Source organism: Streptomyces sp. NPDC028289 (genome assembly GCF_055565975.1).
On record NZ_JBVHTI010000009.1, the window covers coordinates 225,565 to 241,707 of the forward strand.

A 16,143-nucleotide genomic window follows, 5' to 3' on the forward strand; every position below is an offset into this window, starting at 1 on the left:
GGCTGCGGGGGCAGATGAGACTGGGACCGTCGGGGGCTTTACGCGCCTGTGCATACACCGGCCTGCCACTGCTGCTCCTCCTGGCCGCCGCATCTCCGGCCGTCGCGCGGCAGTCCGCCGCACCCACCCCCCTCGGCGCCGAATGGCCGCTGGACGCACAGCACTTCGACGCCTCACGGATCTGGCGGCTCAGCCAGGGTGCCGGTGTCAAGGTCGCGGTGGTCGACACCGGGGTGAACGCACGTCACCCCGACCTGGCGGGGCGGGTCCTGCCCGGGACCGACGTCACCCAGCAGGCAGCCGACGGCCGGGTCGACCTCTCGTCCGACTCGCACGGCACCTCGGTCGCCGGGGTCATCGCGGGCTCCGGCGGCACCGGCAAGGGCATGGCCGGGCTGGCCCCCAGGGCGACGGTGCTCCCGGTCCGGGTCAGCGCCGACAACGCCGCGGATCCGCTCGCCCTCGCCCGGGGCATCGTCTACGCCGCCGACCACGGGGCCTCGGTCATCAACATCTCGATGGTGACCACCGACCCCGACCCACAGATCCGCGACGCCGTCGCCTACGCGCGCCGCCACGACATCGTCGTGGTCGCGGCGGCGGGCAACAACGGCCGGGCGGGAAACCCCGTGACCTATCCGGCCGCGTTCCCCGGCGTGGTCGCCGTCTCCGGCACCACCCGGGCCGGCGGCTTCTGGGCCTCCGGCGAGTCCGGTTCCTACGTCGCGCTGGCCGCCCCGGCGGTGGACATCTACTCGACGAGGAACAGCGGCGGTTACCTCAGCAAGGACGGAACCAGCTATTCCGCTCCCTATGTCTCCGCGGCCGCCGCGCTGCTGCGTGCCGCGTACCCGTCGGAGAACGCCGGGCAGATCATCGCCCGGCTCATCGGCACCGCCGACCGCCCCGGCGGGGGTTCCGGCCGGGACGACCGCTTCGGCTTCGGCATCGTCGACCCGTTGAAGGCCCTGGGCGCGCCGGCTCCGGCCGCCAGTGCCGATCCGCTGGTCACCGCCGCCGGGGACGGCGCCCCGAAGGCGGCCGACGCGACGGGCGGCACTCCTGGCGGAACGATCGCGGCAGTCGGCGCCCTGGCCGGGGTGACCGCCGCCGCGGTGGGCGGCTTCCTCGTCCGCCGCCGCCGTTCCCGCCGTCGTACGTGATCCACAGGAGGAACCCGATCAGCATGCGGCTCCCGGCTCTCTCCGCGCGCCCCGTCCACCGCTTCGCCGGTCTGGTACGCGGCCACCCGGTCATCGCGGCGACCACGGCCGCCGTCCTGGTGGCGGCCCTGTCGCTCACCGCGCTGCTCGCCGGGGGCCGGAGCGGCCGGCCCCGGGCCGCCAACGTCTCCCGCAACTTCCGGGCCTGCCTGCTCGTCTCGCCCGCGGGCGCCACGGACGCCCGGCTCAGCCAGGCGTCCTGGCAGGGCATGCAGGACGCGGCGCGCTCCGGCGGGGTCAACGCCCAGCGTTTCCAGGCCCCCACCATCGACGCCAAGGCCGCCCTGCCGTACTTCAACGGCGCCGTGCAGCATCACTGCGGGCTGATCGTCACCGTCGGCACCGGCATGAGACCCGCGACCGAGGCCGCGGCCCGCGCCAACCCGCACCAGGAGTTCGTGATCATCGGCGCCACCTCGGCACGCCCGCACATCTCGGCCATCGCCGCGCCCGCCGACGCCGGGAAGGACCAGGCCGGACAGGAACTGGCCGACAAGGTCAGTGCCTTCATCACCGCCCGGCGGTGACCGCCCCGCGCCGACCGCTCGCGGCCGGTCGGGGCGGCCGGTCGGGCGGCGAAACGCCCCGCCGTGCATGCGACGTGGCCGACCCGGGGCTTGCCCGGACCGGACGCGCCGTACGCGTCGGAGACCCGCGAAGCACGGGTCAGGTGACGTCAGCCCGTCGTGGCCGTCGGCTCGCCGACCGTCTTGGGCTCCGGCTGCGCGGGAGTCGCGGCCGGTTCCGCCGCCATCTGCACCGACGTCGGCTCCACGGGCGCCGCCGCGACCCCCTCGTCGGCCTTCATGGCCTTCGCCTCGCTCTTCAGGATGCGCATCGACTTGCCCAGGGCCCGGGCGGTGTCCGGCAGCTTCCGGGAACCGAAGAGCACGATGAAGACGATCGCGACGATCAGCAGGTGCCAGGGTTCGAGTCCGTTGCGGAGCATGACCGCCCCCTCCCATTCTCACGTTGTTTCGTGCCGACGGAGAGTGCTTCACGCGCCTCGGCCGGGCAGCCACGATTGCTACATTGCGCAACTGTACAACCCTCTTGGGAGACAGTGTCCGAACCCGGCCCTACGACTGTGCCGGGCGGCGACCGTCGTGGCGTGCCCGGATCGCCCGCAGCGCCACGGCGTACAGCCCCAGGACGGCGGCGAGCAGTGCGTGGTAGGCGGGCGGCAGCCCGGTCATGCCCAGGGCCGCGCCCAGCGGGCCGGGCGGGAGCAGCAGGCCGACGGCGGCGAGCGCGGCAGCGGCCCGGCCGACGGGCCCGGAGCGGCTGCCGCCGCGCAGCAGGAACATCACCAGGGCCTGCGTGAGCAGGTTCTCGGTGAACCAGGCGGAGTGGAAGACGGCCTGGTCGTCGAGGGCGTCGGGGCCGCGCAGGGCGAGCGCGAGGACGCCGAAGGTGGCGAGGTCGGCGATCGCGTTGAGCACCCCGAAGCCGGTGATGAACCGCAGGAAGGCACGCGGCCGCAGCACGGTCGGGCGGATCAGTGCCGCAGGCCCGGGGCGGTCGTACGCGAAGGCGAGCTGGGCGGCGTCGAAGCAGAGGTTCTGGGCCAGCACCTGGACCGGGAGCATCGGCAGGAACGGGAGAAGCAGACCGGCGGCGAGCATCGCGATGACGTTGCCGAGGTTGGAGGAGAGCGTGACCCGTAGATAGGAGGCGATGTTGGCGCTGCTGTGCCGGCCCGCGGTGACGGCGTGCCCGATCGCGCCGAGGTCCTTCTCGGCCAGCACCACGTCGGCCGTCTCGCGGGCGAGGTCCACGGCGGTGCGGGGCGCGATCCCGACGTCGGCCGCGCGCAGGGCTGGGATGTCGTTGACGCCGTCCCCGAGGAACCCGACGGTGTGCCCGGCGGCACGCAGCCCGGCGACGATCCGGGCCTTGTCCTCGGGGGTGCAGCGGGCGACGACGACGGGGCCGGGGACCGCCACGGCACCGTCCGGTTCCGCCCCGCCCGCCTCCGGACCGGCCCAGTCCGCCGCCACCCCCGCCTCGACGGCTCCCAGCCCCAGGTCCCGGCAGGCCCGCACGGCGGTGGCCGGATGGTCGCCGGTCAGGATCCGGACCGTGATACCGAGGCCGGTGAGACCGCGCAGGGCCTCGGCGGCGCCCGGGGCGAGGGCGTCCCGGAAGGTGACCAGGCCTCGGAAGGTGAGCCCGTGCTCGTTGGCGGCCGTGTAGGGGCGGGCGCGGGACGGGCGTCGGGCGGTGGCGACGCCGAGGACCCGTAGCCCGGCCCCGGCCTCGCGGGCGGCGAGGGCGAGGAGGCGCTCGCGTGCGGCGGGGTCCAGGTCGCAGCGGTCGAGTACGTCCTCGGCGGCGCCCTTGGTGACGAGGACATGGGTGCCGAGGGTGCCGGCGACGACGGCGGTGGCGGTGCGCCGCTCGGGGTCGAAGGGCACGGCGCCGATCCCGTCGTACTCCTCTCCCACCGGCCCGGCGGCCGTGAGCAGGGCCTCGTCGAGGGCGTCGGGGGCGGGCAGGTCGGCGAGCTGCAGGGTCCACCAGGCGCCGGCGGCCGCCCAGCGCAGCACCTCGGGGTCGTCGGCGCCGTCGGGGCCGAGGGCGCGCTCGACGACGGGCCGGTCCTGGGTGAGGGTGCCGGTCTTGTCGATGCAGAGCACGTCGACGGCGCCCAGGTCGTGCAGCGCGGGCAGCCGTCGTACGACGACCTGGTGGGCGCGGGCCAGCAGCGCGGCGCCCCGGGCCAGGCAGGTGGTGACGATCACCGGGAGCATCTCGGGGGTGAGCCCGACGGCGACCGCGACGGCGAAGGGCAGCGTCTCCAGTCCGCGGCCGCGCAGGGCGGCGTTGGCCATGAGGACCAGCGGCGGGGTGAGCAGCATGAACCGGATGAGCACCCAGGAGATGCCGTGCACGGACCGGTCGAAGGCGCTCGCCTCCCGCGGCGGGGCCGCGCCCTGTGCGACGGCGAACCGGGTCCGCTCCCCTGTCTCCACGACCACCGCCGTGGCACTGCCCGAGGCGACCCCGCTGCCCTGGAAGCAGAGGTACGGCTCCTGGAAGGGCCCCGCGTCGGCCGCACCGGTCCCCCCGGCCGCGTCGGCGACGGCGGGGACGTCGACGGCGGCCTTGGCGACGGGCGCCGACTCGCCGGTGAGCACGGCCTGGTGCACGGTCAGGCCGCGGGCGCGCAGCAGTCGTACGTCGGCCGGGACCAGGTCGCCGGGGCCGAGCCGGACGACGTCGCCCGGGACCAGGTCGGCGACCGGGACCTCCCGGGCCCGCGGCTCCGCGTCCGGGCCGGCGCGGCGCAGCACGGTGGTGGTGCCGGCGACGAGTTCGCGCAGGGCGGCCAGCGAGCGGTCGGCGCGGTGTTCGCCGGCGGCGCGCAGTCCGCAGCTGACCCCCACCAGGGCGAGGATCACGACGGCCGTCCCCCAGGAGGCGACGAGGGCGGAGACCAGGCCGAGGGTGAGGAGGACGGCGGTGAAGGGGTCGCGCAGGGCACGGGCGCCGCGCAGCGGCCAGGAGGCGGTGTGCGGCAGGGGCGGGGAGTTCTCGCCGAGGTCGGCGAGCCGGGACGCGGCCTCGGCCTCGGTCAGCCCGCGCGGTCCCGTGTCCAGTCGGCGCAGCACCTGCAACGAGGTGGCGGCCTCGCCCTCAGAGACCATGGAGCCGTCGGGGGGCCGGGAGCTCGGCGCCGGTGGTACGGGCGGTGAGGCGGCCGACGAGCAGGCGTACGACGTCGACGACGTCCGGGTCGTCGACCAGGTACACCTGGCGGCGGCCCTCCCGGCGGGAGCGGACGAGGCCGGCGAGCTTCAGCTTGGTGAGGTGCTGGCTGACGGCGGGCAGCGCGCCGCCGACCCGCTCGGCGAGGCCGGTGACATCGCTCTCGCCCTGGGCCAGCGCCCAGACGATGTGCAGCCGGGCGGGCGAGGCGAGCAGACCGAAGGCCGCGGCCGCCTCCGTGAGCACGTCCGCGGTGGGGTCCTCGTAACCGCTGCCGGGCACCGTCGTGGTCCTCCTGTCCACCGCGTCGTGGGACCCGGCGCGGATCGGTCCGAAGCGACCCGTCGCGGGTCGGAGGACAGTTTAGGACGCGGGAACTTATCGGCCGCCGCGCAAGTTTCTACGGTGTTGTAGAAGTAATTTCTTGACAAGCAGGCCTCTTACCGACCGAGGAGTGAGTGCGCATGGCCCTGTGGGACCGCATCAAGGATTCCGCGACGCAGATGCAGACCCAGCTGGTGGCGAAGAAGAACGACCTGAAGAGCGGTGCGTTCCGCGACGCGAGCATGGCGATGTGCGCGCTCGTGGCCGCCGCCGACGGCACCATCGACCCGGCCGAGCGCCAGCGGGTCGCCCAGCTCATCGCCACCAACGAGGTGTTGCAGAACTTCCCGGCGGACGACCTGCGCCGCCGCTTCGAGGAGAACCTGAACAAGCTGACCACCGACTTCGCCTTCGGCAAGGTGAGCGTGCTCCAGGAGGTCGCCAAGGCGAAGAAGAAGCCGGCCGAGGCGCGCGCCGTCATCCAGATCGGCATCGTGATCGGCGGCGCGGACGGCGACTTCGACAAGACCGAGCAGGCCGTGGTCCGCGAGGCGTGCTACACGCTGGACCTGCCGCCGCACGAGTTCGACCTCTGACCGAGCCTGGGCCGGAGCCGGCGGGACGGAGGCGGCTCACATCCGCCGGCTCGTGGCCCAGCAGAGCGCGGTGAGGGCCACGGCCACGGCGCAGGCCGCCGCCGCCGAGCCGTCCAGATACGTACTTCCCAGGACCGCCACTCCCAGCGTCGCCCCCAGTTGCTGTACGGCGTTCAACGCACCCGCCGCCGAGCCGACCTCCTGGGGGCGCAAGGGCTTGAGGGCCAGCGTGAAGAAGGCGGGGGTGAACAGGCCGGCGCCCAGGCCGACCAGGGCCAGCGCGGGCAGGAGCGGCCAGGGGTAGCGGGCGGTGGTGGTGTCGGTGGCGTAGACGGCCACGGCGGCCGTCAGGCCGATCAGCACCAGGGCCAGACCGTACGGCATCATGCGGCGCCGGGCACCGCGGCGGCCCGACAGCCATGACGACACCGCCAGGCCGATCGACCAGGGCGTGAGGCTCAGGCCCGCCGCCAGTACGCCCTGGCCCGCCTCCAGTTGGAGCTGGAGGACGACCACGGCCGTCAGCCCGTTGGTCACCGCGAAGAACGCCGTCGAGGTGGCGAGGGCGGGCGGGAAGCTGCGGTGGGTGAAGAGGGTCGGCTCCAGGAGGGGCGCGGCCGTGCGGCGCTGCTGCAGTGCGAAGGCGGTCAGGGTCAGCACGCCGAGGGCAAGCAGTACCCAGTCGTGCGGCGGGAGTTCGGTGAGGTTCGTGCCGATCAGGGGGTAGACCAGCAGGCCGGTGCCGGTGCCCGCGAGTGCCGTGCCCGGCCAGTCGAGGGCGGGGCGGTGCGGGGCGCGGTTCTCCGGGAGTTTCGGGGACAGGGCGAGGACGGCCAGGGCCACGGGGACGTTGACCAGGAAGACGGCCCGCCACGAGAGGCCGAACAGGTCGGCGTGGGTGAGGACACCGCCGAGGACCGGGCCGCAGACGGCCGCGAGACCCATCACCGGGCCGATGCTGCCCAGCGCCCGGGACAGCTCGTCGCCCTCGAACATCGCCCTGATCAGTCCGATGGTCTGCGGGACGATCACGGCCGCCGCCGCGCCCTGCACCGCGCGGAAGGCGATCAGCAGACCCGGTGTCGGGGCGAGTGCGCAGGCGGCGGAGGCCGCGGTGAAGAACGTGACGCCGAGGACGAAGAGCCGGCGGCGGCCCGCGATGTCGCCGAGGCGTCCGCCGGTGATGAGGAGGACCGCGAAGGGCAGGGTGTAGGCCGTGCTGAACCACTGGACGTCGGAGAGGGAGCCGCCGAGGCCGGCGTGCACGGCGGGGGCGGCGACCTGGACGATCGTCGCGTCCAGGAGGTTCATCGCCTCGGCGAGGAGCAGGGCGAGGAGGGCGGGCCACCGCCAGGGGTAGCGGGGCGGGGTGGTGGGGGTTTGCGCGGGTGCGGTTGTCATGGGGGCAGCGTGTGTCCCGCGACGCCGAGGCCGACGGTTCTCTAGGGGAAGTGGAGCCTTTCTTCCATCGGCAGCGGCAATTCTGACGGAATCACACGCGTTGAGTTCGGCTGCGGATCGGTGGCGGCTGGTCGCGACCACGCGGCGGAGCCGCAGATTCGACACGGCCCCGCGCCCCTGAAGGGGCGCCTTTCACACGTCGGCCAGTAGTGGCAGTAGCTCCATTGCTGCCGTCACGCCTCCTGTCAGGGCGCGGTCCTCCATGTCCCCAGGCAGGACCGCTGCCGCCAGCTGGTACGCGGGCACCGTCGGTTCCACCGGGCTCAGGCGCAACGCGCGTACCGCGCCACCAGTTCGCAGGCCAGTACCACCGGGTACGCCTCGGCCGCCCGCTCCGCCTGTTTCGCCGCCTGGCCCGCGAAGCTCGCCGCCTCCTCCAGGCCGTGGGAGAGGACGGTGTGGCCGGCCGATGCCGGGGCCGCGCTGGAACGGAGTTCGGCCAGGGCCGAGTTGGCGGTGTACTCCAGGATCATCGTGCCGGAGCTGCCGGCCGGGCCCGCGGCCAGGAAGGCGGACAGGCCCGCGAGGTCGGCACGGGTGAGCGCCTGGAGGCGGGCGGCGGAGAGCTGGGCAGCAGGCGCAGGGTGTGGCCGTCCGCGTCGGACGGGTCGACGGTGACGGAGCGGTGGGCGCCCACGCCCGTGCCGCGGCCGTACCAGCGTCCCTGTGCGGCGAGGCGGCCCGCGCTCTCGTGGACCAGGCGGACCCGGTCGAGCGCCTCGGGCGGTACGACAGGAGCGGCAACGGCGTCGGCCAGCCGGACGAGTCCGGTCAGGCCGAGGCCGTTGCCGTCGAGCACGACACGGTCCACGGAAGGTCCAGGGAAGATCCGGGGCGGGCCGGGCACGGGTCAGCTGCTGAGGCCGACCTTCTTCAGCCAGGCCTGGGCGACGTCCAGCGGGTCCTTGTTGTCCGACTGCACCTGGGTGTCCAGGTCCAGCAGGGTCGCCGTGTCGAGCTTGGCGGAGACGGCGTTGAGGGCGTCGGTGGCCGTCTGGTTCAGGGCGCTCTTGTATACGAGGGGCTGGACGTTCTCGAAGCCGAAGAGGTTCTGCGGGTCCTGGAGGACGACGAACTTCTCCTTGGTGATGGTCGGGTCCGTGCTGAAGATGTCGCCGGCCTGCACCGCGTTCTTCTTCAGGGCGGCCTGGGTGAGCGGGCCGCCCGCGTCGAGCGCCTTGAAGGACTTGAACTCCAGGCCGTAGACGTCCTTCAGGCCGACCAGGCCCTGCTGGCGGGTCTGGAACTCCGGCGAGGCGCCGATGACCAGGTCCTTGGCGATGCTCTTGAGGTCGGCTATGGAGGACTTCTCGGTGAGGTTGTACTTGGCGGCGGTGGTCGCGTTGAGCGTCACCGTGTCCTTGTCCTGCGCGTCCGCCGGGTCGAGCAGGGTCAGCTTGGAGTCCAGCTTGGCCTCGATCGCCGAGGTGGTCTCCTCGACGGACTTCGGGGCCGCCTTGGGGTCGAGGTAGGCGAGCAGGGCGCCGTTGTACTCGGGCAGGACCGAGATCGACCCGTTCTTGAGCAGACCGTAGGTGGTCTCACGGCTGCCGATGTTCGACTTGTAAGTGACCTTGACGCCCTTGGCCTTCAGCGCCTCGCCGTAGATGTCGGCGATCAGGATGCTCTCGGCGAAGTTGTTGGAGCCGACGACGACGGTGTCCCCGCTCGCCTTGCTGTCCGACAGCGGGTCGGACTTGCTGTCGTCGGAGGAGGAACAGCCCGCCAGCAGGGCCGTCGTCGCGGCGAGCGCGACGGCCGCCACGCCTCGGTATGTCCGGATTGACCTGCTGGGAAGGGTGTTGGAAGTCACGGTTGCCGTTCCGGGAGCTGTGGGAAGGGTGGGGGTGTTGCGAACCACGCGGGAGATGTTGCGCGGCACGGGGCTGTTGCGAACCACTCCCGACGATCCAATCCAGCCGGTTCTCGATCAGTCAAGTGTCTCCGGGTCACCGATTGGCTTCGATCCGTGGCCAGTTGTGGACGGAGAGCGGTCTCTTTGTAACGGATTCTTGATAAAGCACAAGCGGAATGGGGCTTCAAGAACGCTGTAGTCTCACGGCAGTTGATATCGGTCACAGCGGTGCACGGGGCCCGCTACTCGGTGTCGTTCCGCAACAGCTCGGGGTGAAGACGCCCCCCAGACCAGACACCCTCATGAAGGAGGCCCGGTGTCCACGAACCAGGTGGACGCGCCCGTCCGGCCCGCCCAGGCGCGGGGCGGGATACGGGGTTTCGCCGACCGTTGGCCCTTCCGGCGCAAGCTCAACCTGCTGGTCGGTGTCCCGCTCGCCGTCATCGCCGTACTGCTGGCGTACGTCTTCACCGACCTGGTGCGGCAGTCCACCAGCGCGGAGGACGCCGCTCGAACGGTCCGGGACAGCGCGCAGGTGGCACGCCTCGTGGACAACGTCGAGGCGGAGCACCAGCAGGCGATCCTGCTCTCGGCGCGGTACGAGTCCGGCGACGCCAAGCCCTCGGCCGCCGCCTACCGCAAGGCCCAGGACGCGGTGGACTCCCAGGTCACGAAGGTCCGTGACGCCTTCGGCGACCGGCTGCCGGACACCGAGGCGGACGCCCTGCGGCAGGTCGAGGGCCTGTCCAGCCTGCGCGACTCGGTCGAGCAGGCCTACCTGCCGGCCGACAACATCGACCCGGCGTACAGCAACGCGTCCAACGACCTGATCGACGGCCTCGGTCTGGACCGCGACACCGACCTCGCCTCCACCTTCACCGGCAACCTGCTGGACTCGCTGCTCCGCGCGGACGCCGCCCACGGCGCCTTCGAGACCAACGTGCTCGCGGCGACCACCGGCGACACCAACGCCCTGATCGAGTTCACCAACGCGGTCGGCGCCTACGACCTCTACCAGCACCAGGCCGACCGGTTCACCCGGTTCGCCACCGAGGGGCAGGCCCGGCAGCTGGCCGACGTCGAGCACACCAAGGCCCAGAGCACCATCGCCGAGTCCTTCGCCGAGCTGCAGATCGACCCGACCAAGCTGGATGCCGGCGGCCAGGACGAGATCCGGCTGGCCGTCAAGGACGCGCTCAGCGACTACCCGGCCTACCTCGACCAGGCCGCCGCCCGGCTGACCATCACCACCTCGCTCATCGGCCAGATCGCCGTCCGGGCCGACGCCGCCGCCGACTCGGCCAAGTGGCGCGCGATCTACCTGCTGAACGCCTCGCTGCTCGGCTTCGTCCTGTGGATCACCCTCGCGGCGCTGGTCCGCCGCTCGGTGATCCGCCCGGTGCAGGCCCTGACCGGGGTCGCGCACGAGGTCGCCGAGGTGGCGGGCCGCGAACTCGCCCGGGTCGCCGACGACGACGCCGAGGACTCCGGCCCGCCCCGGCTGCGGGACATGCCGGTCACCGCCCGCGACGAGATCGGTGACCTGGCCGAGGCGTTCAACCAGGTGCAGACCACGGCCGCGGCCCTGCTCGAACGCCAGGTACTCAGCCGCCGCAACACCGCCGAGATGTTCGGCAACGTCGGCCGCCGTGTCAGCAACCTGACCACCCGCCAGCTCGCCTTCATCGACGCGGTGGAGCGGGCCGAGACCGACCCGGCGCTCCTCGAACGCCTCTACTCCATCGACCACATCGCCGTCCGCCTGCGCCGCAACGCGGACAGCCTGATGCTGCTGGCCGGCATCCGCGAGACCGTGCTGGCCGCGGGCCCGACCCCGGTGTCCAACGTCGTCCGGGCCGCGCTCGGCCAGATCGAGGGCTACCAGCGGGTACGGCTGTACGCCGGCACGGACGCCGTGATCGAGCCGGACATCATCGGCGACCTCACGCTGATGGTGGCCGAACTCCTGGAGAACGCGGTGTCGTTCTCGCCGGCCGGCAGCCCCGTCGAGGTCACCGTCCGCTCCAGCGACGCGGGCGCGCACATCGTCGTCACCGACCACGGCCTCGGCATGAGCGCCGAGCGGCTGGCGGAGGAGAACCAGCGGCTGATCCGCCGTGAGCGCCTCGACCTGGTGCCGACCAAGGTGCTCGGCCTCTTCGTGGTGGGTGCGCTGGCCCGGCGCTGGGAGATCGGCGTCGAGCTGACCCGGACCCCGGGCGGCGGTGTCACCGCCGAGGTGACGCTGCCCGCACGTCTGTTGCTGACGATGAGCGCGGTGGCGGACACCTCCGGCACCCCGATCGCCACGGAAGCGGCCGCTCCGGCGGCGGTACCGACGTCACCCGCAGCACCGGCCGAGACCGGCCCGACGGCGGCCGTCACCGTACCGGCCGCGGCCGAGCCGGAGAGCCCGCTCCCCCGCCGGCTGCCGCGCCGCGAGGCCGCCCCCGAGCCCGCGGCACCGCAGCCCCCGCTGATCCCGGCCGCACGCTCCGGCGAGCCCCCGGCCGACGCCGATGCCGACTCCGACTCCGCCGACGGGCCCCGCCCGCTGCGCCGCCGGGTACGCGGCGCGACCCTCCGCACCACCGTCGGCGCCGCCCAGACCCTCGCCCAGGCACCGCGCACCCGCGACGCCGAGGCCGAGCGGGACGCGCTGGACGAGTTCGAGGCGGCGGTGGAGCGCGCCCGGCGCGAGAGCGACACCGGAAGCCACGAGCGGCCCAGGCCGCACATCGACCCCACGCACCCCCCGCAGGACCAGAACCACCTTCCGGAAGGAGCCGAGCAGTGAGCACGTCGACAGGTGACACCCCGACGGGCGGCGTCACGCCGACCGACCTGCAGGCGGCCGCAGCCGACTTCACCTGGCTGCTGAACCGCTTCGCGAACGAGACCGCCGGCGTGGTCGACGCGATCGCCGTGTCCTCCGACGGTCTGCTGATCGCGGTATCGGAACTGCGTGAACGCGCCCACTCCGAACGGCTGGCCGCGATCGTCTCCGGCATCACCAGCCTGGCCGCCGGCGCGTCCGGCAACTACGGCCTGGGCGGCCTCAACAAGGTCATCATCGACCTGGAGGGCGGCCATGTCATCGTCTCCGCGATCGGCAGCGGCGCCGTGCTCGGCGTGGTCGCCGACAAGGAGGCCAAGCTCGGCAACATCGCCTACGAGATGACGTTGTTCGCCAACCGCGCGGGTGCGGCGCTCAGTCCGCAGCTCGTCCTGGAGCTGAAGAACAGCGTCGGCGTCCCACAGACGCGCTGACCGGCACCGCCGGTCGGCACAGCCGAGAAGGCCGAGAGAGGAAGACACAGCCATGGCGGACGGCACCCCGCCCCCGGGCCCGGACCCGGTCGGCCCCGCCCCCGCCGTACGGCCGTTCCTGGTCACCGCCGGCCGGGTGGCGGACAGCGCCTCCGGACCGGCGATGCCCGTCGAGACCCAGGTGGTGGCCACCGCCGCCGGGCTCGCCGTGCTGGACCGGCTCTCCTTCGAGCAGCACGACATCGTCGCCGCGTGCCGGATTCCGCAGTCGCTCGCGGAACTGGCGGCCCGGCTGCGGCTGCACCTGAACGTGGTCCGGGTGCTGGCCGAAGACCTGCGCGAGGCCGGGCAGCTGACGGTGCACGTGCCCGACTTCGAGGCCACCCACGACTCGTCCGTCCTGCGCAGGGTTATCGATGGCCTGCGGGCCATCCCCGACTCCCGAGGGGTACTCCGTGACACCGACTGACTCGCTGACCCGGGGCACCGGGCGTACGGCCGTACGGCCGCCGCTGCCGGTGAAGATGGTCATCGCGGGCGGTTTCGGCGTGGGCAAGACCACCGCCGTCGGCTCGATCTCGGAGATCGAGCCACTGACCACCGAGGCGTCGATCACCGAGGTCGCGGCGGGCGTGGACGACCTGACGCTCACCCCGCGCAAGACGACCACGACCGTGGCGATGGACTTCGGCTGCATCACCATCGACCCGACGCTGAAGCTGTACCTGTTCGGCACGCCCGGGCAGGAACGGTTCGGCTTCATGTGGGACGACATCGTGGAAGGCGCGCTCGGCGGGCTCGTCATCGTTGACACGCGTCGCCTCGACGACTGCTACGCGGCGGTCGACTACTTCGAGCACAAGGGGATTCCGTTCGCCGTCGCGATCAACGCGTTCGACGGCCGCGTCGAGCACACGCTGGACGAGGTGCGGTGGGCGCTGGACGTCGCCGAAGGGACGCCGCTGGTCGTCTTCGACGCGCGGGAACGGGGTTCTGTGCGGGATGCGCTGCTTGTCGTGCTGGAACTGGCGCTGGCGCGTAGTGGGGGGTAGTGCGGTGGGTGGCGAACTGCGGGCCGGATGTGGCCGGCCGCGCAGTTCCCCGCGCCCCTACGGGCGCTGCCCCTGACGGGGCGCTAACTCCGCCGTACTCCGGGAGAGACCGTCAGTCTCTGTACCGCCCAGAAGATGCCCAGCGTGGCCAGGGCCATGGCCGCCACCAGCGTGGCGCCGCCCACGACCTTCTCGTAGTTCTTCTGGTAGAGGCCGTCGATGATGTAGCGGCCCAGGCCGCCCAGGCTGACGTACGCCGCGATGGTCGCCGTCGAGACGATCTGGATGGCCGCCGAGCGCAGGCCGCTGAGGATCAGCGGGAGGGCGACCGGGAGTTCCACCTGGAAGAGGACGCGTGCCTCCGGCATGCCCATGCCCCGCGCCGCGTCCACCGGGGACGGGTCGACCGAGCGCATCGCCTCGTACGTCGTGACCAGGATCGGCGGTACGGCGAGGATCACCAGCGGGATCATCACCGGCAGCATGCCGAAGCCGAGCCAGATGAACATCAGGACCAGCAGGCCGAAGCTGGGCAGCGCCCGGCCGGCCGTGGCGATCAGGGCGAGGGTGTTGCCGCCGCGCCCGTAGTGGCCGGTGACCAGGCCGACGGGCAGGCCGATGACGGCCGCGTAGGCCAGCGCCTCCAGCGAGTACTGGATGTGTTCCCACAGGCGGGTGGGGATGCCGTCGTAGCCGTGCCAGTGGGAGCTGTCGCTGAAGAACGCGTGGATGAAGTTGAGGACGTTCACCGGGTGCTCTCCTTCGGCATCCAGGGCGTCAGCACACGGCGTACGAGGACGAGGACGGCGTCGGCCAGGATGGCCAGCACCGCGGTGGTCACGACCGAGTTCACCGCCAGTTCGGGGCGGTGGTAGATGTTCGCGTCGTTGAGCAGGTTACCGAGGGCGCCCTGGTTGCCGATCAGCATGCCGACGCTGACCAGGGAGATGCTGGAGACGGTGGCCACCCTGAGGCCCGCGATGATCGCGGGGACGGCGATCGGCAACTGCACCTGGAAGTAGCGGCGTACGGGGCCGAGGCCCATCGCGGTGGCGGCGGCGAGGGTCTCCGCCGGGACCGAGCGGACGCCGTCCACGATGGCGGGGACCAGGACCACCAGGCTGTACACCGCGAGCGGGATCATCACCGTCGTCTCGGTCTGGCCCGTGTAGTCGATGAGGACGACGAAGAAGGCCAGCGAGGGGATGGCGTACAGGATCGTGGTGACGCCCAGCACCGGCGGGTACAGCCAGCGGAAGCGCACGCAGAGCTGGGCTATGGGCAGGGACACCAGCAGACCGGCCAGGACCGGGATGAGGGCCTCGCGCAGGTGCAGGCCGATCAGCCCGAAGTAGGTGTTCTGGAGGTCGCTCGGGATGTCGAAGAAGCCGCTCATCCCCCGACCTTCGCGTCGTCGCGGCCCTCGGCGTGGGCGGTGCGGATCGCGGCGCCGATGACCTGCTGGGAGACGACGCCGACCGCACGTCCCTCGCCGTCCACGGCCACGGCCCAGCCGGTCGGCGAGAGGACGGAACCGTCGAGGGCGGCACGCAGCGAGTCCCGGCCGGGGACGAAGGGCCGTCCGTACGGGACCAGTTGCTCCGGGCGGATCGACCCGGCGGTCAGGGCCCTCGGCTCGCCCCAGCCGAGCGGCCTGCCGTCCAGGTCCGTCACGAGGAGATAGGGGGCGTCGGCCGTGGCGCGGGCGCCGAGCCGGGTGGCGTCGGCGTCGATCGCGACGATCGGCGCGGTCTGCAGCTCGAGGTCCGCGGACGGGAAGAAGGAGAGCCGCCGGATACCCCGGTCGGCGCCGAGGAAGTCCTCGACGAAGGCGTCCGCGGGGTCGGTGAGCAGTTCGGCCGGCGGGGCGTACTGGGCGAGATGGCCGCCGGTGCGCATCACCGCGACCATCGTGCCGAGCTTGATCGCCTCGTCGATGTCATGGGTGACGAAGACGATCGTCTTGCCCAACTCGTCCTGGATCCGCAGAAGTTCGTCCTGAAGCCCCTTGCGGACCACGGGGTCCACGGCGGAGAACGGCTCGTCCATCAGCAGCACCGGCGGGTCGGCGGCGAGCGCCCGGGCCACGCCCACGCGCTGCTGCTGACCACCGGAGAGCTGGTACGGGTAGCGCTTGGCGAGGGCCGAGTCGAGGCCCACCCGCTCCATCAGCTCGGCCGCCCGGGCCCGCGCCCTCTGCTTGGTCCAGCCGAGCAGCCGGGGCACGGTGGCGATGTTGTCGATGATGGTGCGGTGCTGGAAGAGACCGGCGTTCTGGATGACGTAACCCATCGACCGGCGCAGGGTGTTGACCGGCTGCGCGTGGATGTCGGCGCCGTCGAGGAGGATGCGGCCCTCGGTGGGCTCCACCATCCGGTTGATCATCCGCAGGGTCGTCGTCTTGCCGCAGCCCGAGGGGCCGACGAAGACGGTGATCGAGCGGTCCGGTATCTCCAGGGAGAGCCGGTCGACGGCGACCGTACCGTCCGGGTACCGCTTCGTGACTGAATCTATCCGTATCAAAACGCCGAATACCCTTCGGGTTTGCCAGAAAGTGCCCAGTTATCGACCACGGTCGCCGTGGCGCAGGCTGTTGTGGACAGAGTTTAAACCGGAAGTGTTTCAGCACTTTGGCGACTGACTGATCCTCT

At 72.4% G+C, this 16,143-nt stretch carries 17 protein-coding genes; 7 read left to right on the top strand and 10 right to left on the bottom strand.

Annotated elements, in window-relative coordinates; translation table 11 throughout:
• Positions 1 to 14: 14 nt before the first annotated feature.
• Positions 15 to 1,163, top strand: coding sequence for a type VII secretion-associated serine protease mycosin (gene mycP / locus ACZ4UV_RS40820; RefSeq protein ID WP_451016780.1), 1,149 nt, complete (start codon positions 15 to 17; stop codon positions 1,161 to 1,163).
• Positions 1,164 to 1,186: 23 nt separating this feature from the next.
• Entirely contained in the window at positions 1,187 to 1,750 is a 564-nt protein-coding gene (locus ACZ4UV_RS40825) for a hypothetical protein (RefSeq protein ID WP_451016779.1), read from the top strand.
• A gap of 149 nt (positions 1,751 to 1,899) precedes the next feature.
• On the opposite strand, the gene tatA is transcribed toward ACZ4UV_RS40825, so the two are convergent.
• The 3 genes from tatA to ACZ4UV_RS40840 form a co-directional block, all read right to left on the bottom strand.
• Positions 1,900 to 2,172: a Sec-independent protein translocase subunit TatA gene (tatA, locus tag ACZ4UV_RS40830; protein WP_451016778.1), complete on the bottom strand. Its 273-nt coding sequence runs from the start codon at positions 2,170 to 2,172 to the stop codon at positions 1,900 to 1,902.
• A gap of 130 nt (positions 2,173 to 2,302) precedes the next feature.
• The gene (gene mgtA, locus ACZ4UV_RS40835; RefSeq protein ID WP_467845063.1) at positions 2,303 to 4,873 is read right to left on the bottom strand and encodes a magnesium-translocating P-type ATPase; all 2,571 of its coding nucleotides are present in this window, start codon (positions 4,871 to 4,873) and stop codon (positions 2,303 to 2,305) included.
• On the bottom strand, positions 4,863 to 5,216 hold the full coding sequence (locus ACZ4UV_RS40840) for an ArsR/SmtB family transcription factor (RefSeq protein ID WP_467845065.1): 354 nt from the start codon (positions 5,214 to 5,216) through the stop codon (positions 4,863 to 4,865). Before ACZ4UV_RS40840 ends, mgtA begins: the two co-directional genes overlap by 11 nt.
• 182 nt (positions 5,217 to 5,398) lie before the next feature.
• Between ACZ4UV_RS40840 and ACZ4UV_RS40845 the strand changes: the two genes are divergently transcribed.
• A complete protein-coding gene (locus ACZ4UV_RS40845; protein ID WP_132890095.1) occupies positions 5,399 to 5,854 on the top strand; it encodes a tellurite resistance TerB family protein in 456 nt (151 codons plus the stop codon).
• Between the two features lie 36 nt (positions 5,855 to 5,890).
• Here ACZ4UV_RS40845 and ACZ4UV_RS40850 read toward each other — a convergent pair whose 3' ends face one another.
• The 4 genes from ACZ4UV_RS40850 to ACZ4UV_RS40865 form a co-directional block, all read right to left on the bottom strand.
• Positions 5,891 to 7,255: an MFS transporter gene (locus ACZ4UV_RS40850; RefSeq protein WP_467845069.1), complete on the bottom strand. Its 1,365-nt coding sequence runs from the start codon at positions 7,253 to 7,255 to the stop codon at positions 5,891 to 5,893.
• 323 nt (positions 7,256 to 7,578) lie between these two features.
• Positions 7,579 to 7,833, bottom strand: a complete 255-nt coding sequence (locus ACZ4UV_RS40855; protein ID WP_467845482.1) for an aromatic amino acid lyase — start codon at positions 7,831 to 7,833, stop codon at positions 7,579 to 7,581.
• Complete coding sequence (locus tag ACZ4UV_RS40860; RefSeq protein WP_451016774.1) at positions 7,785 to 8,126, bottom strand: hypothetical protein; 342 nt, start codon at positions 8,124 to 8,126, stop codon at positions 7,785 to 7,787. Before ACZ4UV_RS40860 ends, ACZ4UV_RS40855 begins: the two co-directional genes overlap by 49 nt.
• A 39-nt stretch (positions 8,127 to 8,165) precedes the next feature.
• Entirely contained in the window at positions 8,166 to 9,128 is a 963-nt protein-coding gene (locus ACZ4UV_RS40865; RefSeq protein ID WP_390034866.1) for an ABC transporter substrate-binding protein, read from the bottom strand.
• 358 nt (positions 9,129 to 9,486) lie between these two features.
• On the opposite strand from ACZ4UV_RS40865, the gene ACZ4UV_RS40870 reads away from it, so the two are divergent.
• Genes ACZ4UV_RS40870 through ACZ4UV_RS40885 form a run of 4 tightly spaced genes read left to right on the top strand, consistent with a single transcriptional unit; the run spans position 9,487 to position 13,492 of the window.
• Positions 9,487 to 11,967 (top strand): ATP-binding protein, encoded by a 2,481-nt coding sequence (locus ACZ4UV_RS40870; protein ID WP_467845074.1) that lies wholly within the window; start codon positions 9,487 to 9,489, stop codon positions 11,965 to 11,967.
• Positions 11,964 to 12,440 carry a roadblock/LC7 domain-containing protein gene (locus tag ACZ4UV_RS40875; RefSeq protein ID WP_351497223.1) on the top strand — a complete coding sequence of 159 codons (477 nt, stop codon included), beginning with the start codon at positions 11,964 to 11,966 and terminating at the stop codon, positions 12,438 to 12,440. The genes ACZ4UV_RS40870 and ACZ4UV_RS40875 overlap by 4 nt, the downstream gene beginning before the upstream one ends.
• A 52-nt stretch (positions 12,441 to 12,492) precedes the next feature.
• Entirely contained in the window at positions 12,493 to 12,909 is a 417-nt protein-coding gene (locus tag ACZ4UV_RS40880; protein ID WP_089104679.1) for a DUF742 domain-containing protein, read from the top strand.
• The gene (locus ACZ4UV_RS40885) at positions 12,896 to 13,492 is read left to right on the top strand and encodes a GTP-binding protein (protein ID WP_181808011.1); all 597 of its coding nucleotides are present in this window, start codon (positions 12,896 to 12,898) and stop codon (positions 13,490 to 13,492) included. Before ACZ4UV_RS40880 ends, ACZ4UV_RS40885 begins: the two co-directional genes overlap by 14 nt.
• Positions 13,493 to 13,575: 83 nt before the next feature.
• Here the strand turns inward: ACZ4UV_RS40885 and ACZ4UV_RS40890 are convergent, their stop codons facing one another.
• Genes ACZ4UV_RS40890 through ACZ4UV_RS40900 form a run of 3 tightly spaced genes read right to left on the bottom strand, consistent with a single transcriptional unit; the run spans position 13,576 to position 16,015 of the window.
• Positions 13,576 to 14,241, bottom strand: a complete 666-nt coding sequence (locus tag ACZ4UV_RS40890) for an ABC transporter permease (RefSeq protein ID WP_390034868.1) — start codon at positions 14,239 to 14,241, stop codon at positions 13,576 to 13,578.
• Entirely contained in the window at positions 14,238 to 14,888 is a 651-nt protein-coding gene (locus ACZ4UV_RS40895; protein WP_351497229.1) for an ABC transporter permease, read from the bottom strand. Before ACZ4UV_RS40895 ends, ACZ4UV_RS40890 begins: the two co-directional genes overlap by 4 nt.
• Entirely contained in the window at positions 14,885 to 16,015 is a 1,131-nt protein-coding gene (locus ACZ4UV_RS40900; protein ID WP_351497231.1) for an ABC transporter ATP-binding protein, read from the bottom strand. The genes ACZ4UV_RS40895 and ACZ4UV_RS40900 overlap by 4 nt, the downstream gene beginning before the upstream one ends.
• Positions 16,016 to 16,143: the final 128 nt, after the last annotated feature.

Coding starts and splice junctions, on each gene's coding strand:
- mgtA (WP_467845063.1), bottom strand. CDS start 4,873: ATGGTCTCTGAGGGCGAGGCCGCCACCTCGTTGCAGGTGCTGCGCCGA.
- ACZ4UV_RS40880 (WP_089104679.1), top strand. CDS start 12,493: ATGGCGGACGGCACCCCGCCCCCGGGCCCGGACCCGGTCGGCCCCGCC.
- ACZ4UV_RS40895 (WP_351497229.1), bottom strand. CDS start 14,888: ATGAGCGGCTTCTTCGACATCCCGAGCGACCTCCAGAACACCTACTTC.
- tatA (WP_451016778.1), bottom strand. CDS start 2,172: ATGCTCCGCAACGGACTCGAACCCTGGCACCTGCTGATCGTCGCGATC.
- mycP (WP_451016780.1), top strand. CDS start 15: ATGAGACTGGGACCGTCGGGGGCTTTACGCGCCTGTGCATACACCGGC.
- ACZ4UV_RS40845 (WP_132890095.1), top strand. CDS start 5,399: ATGGCCCTGTGGGACCGCATCAAGGATTCCGCGACGCAGATGCAGACC.
- ACZ4UV_RS40825 (WP_451016779.1), top strand. CDS start 1,187: ATGCGGCTCCCGGCTCTCTCCGCGCGCCCCGTCCACCGCTTCGCCGGT.
- ACZ4UV_RS40850 (WP_467845069.1), bottom strand. CDS start 7,255: ATGACAACCGCACCCGCGCAAACCCCCACCACCCCGCCCCGCTACCCC.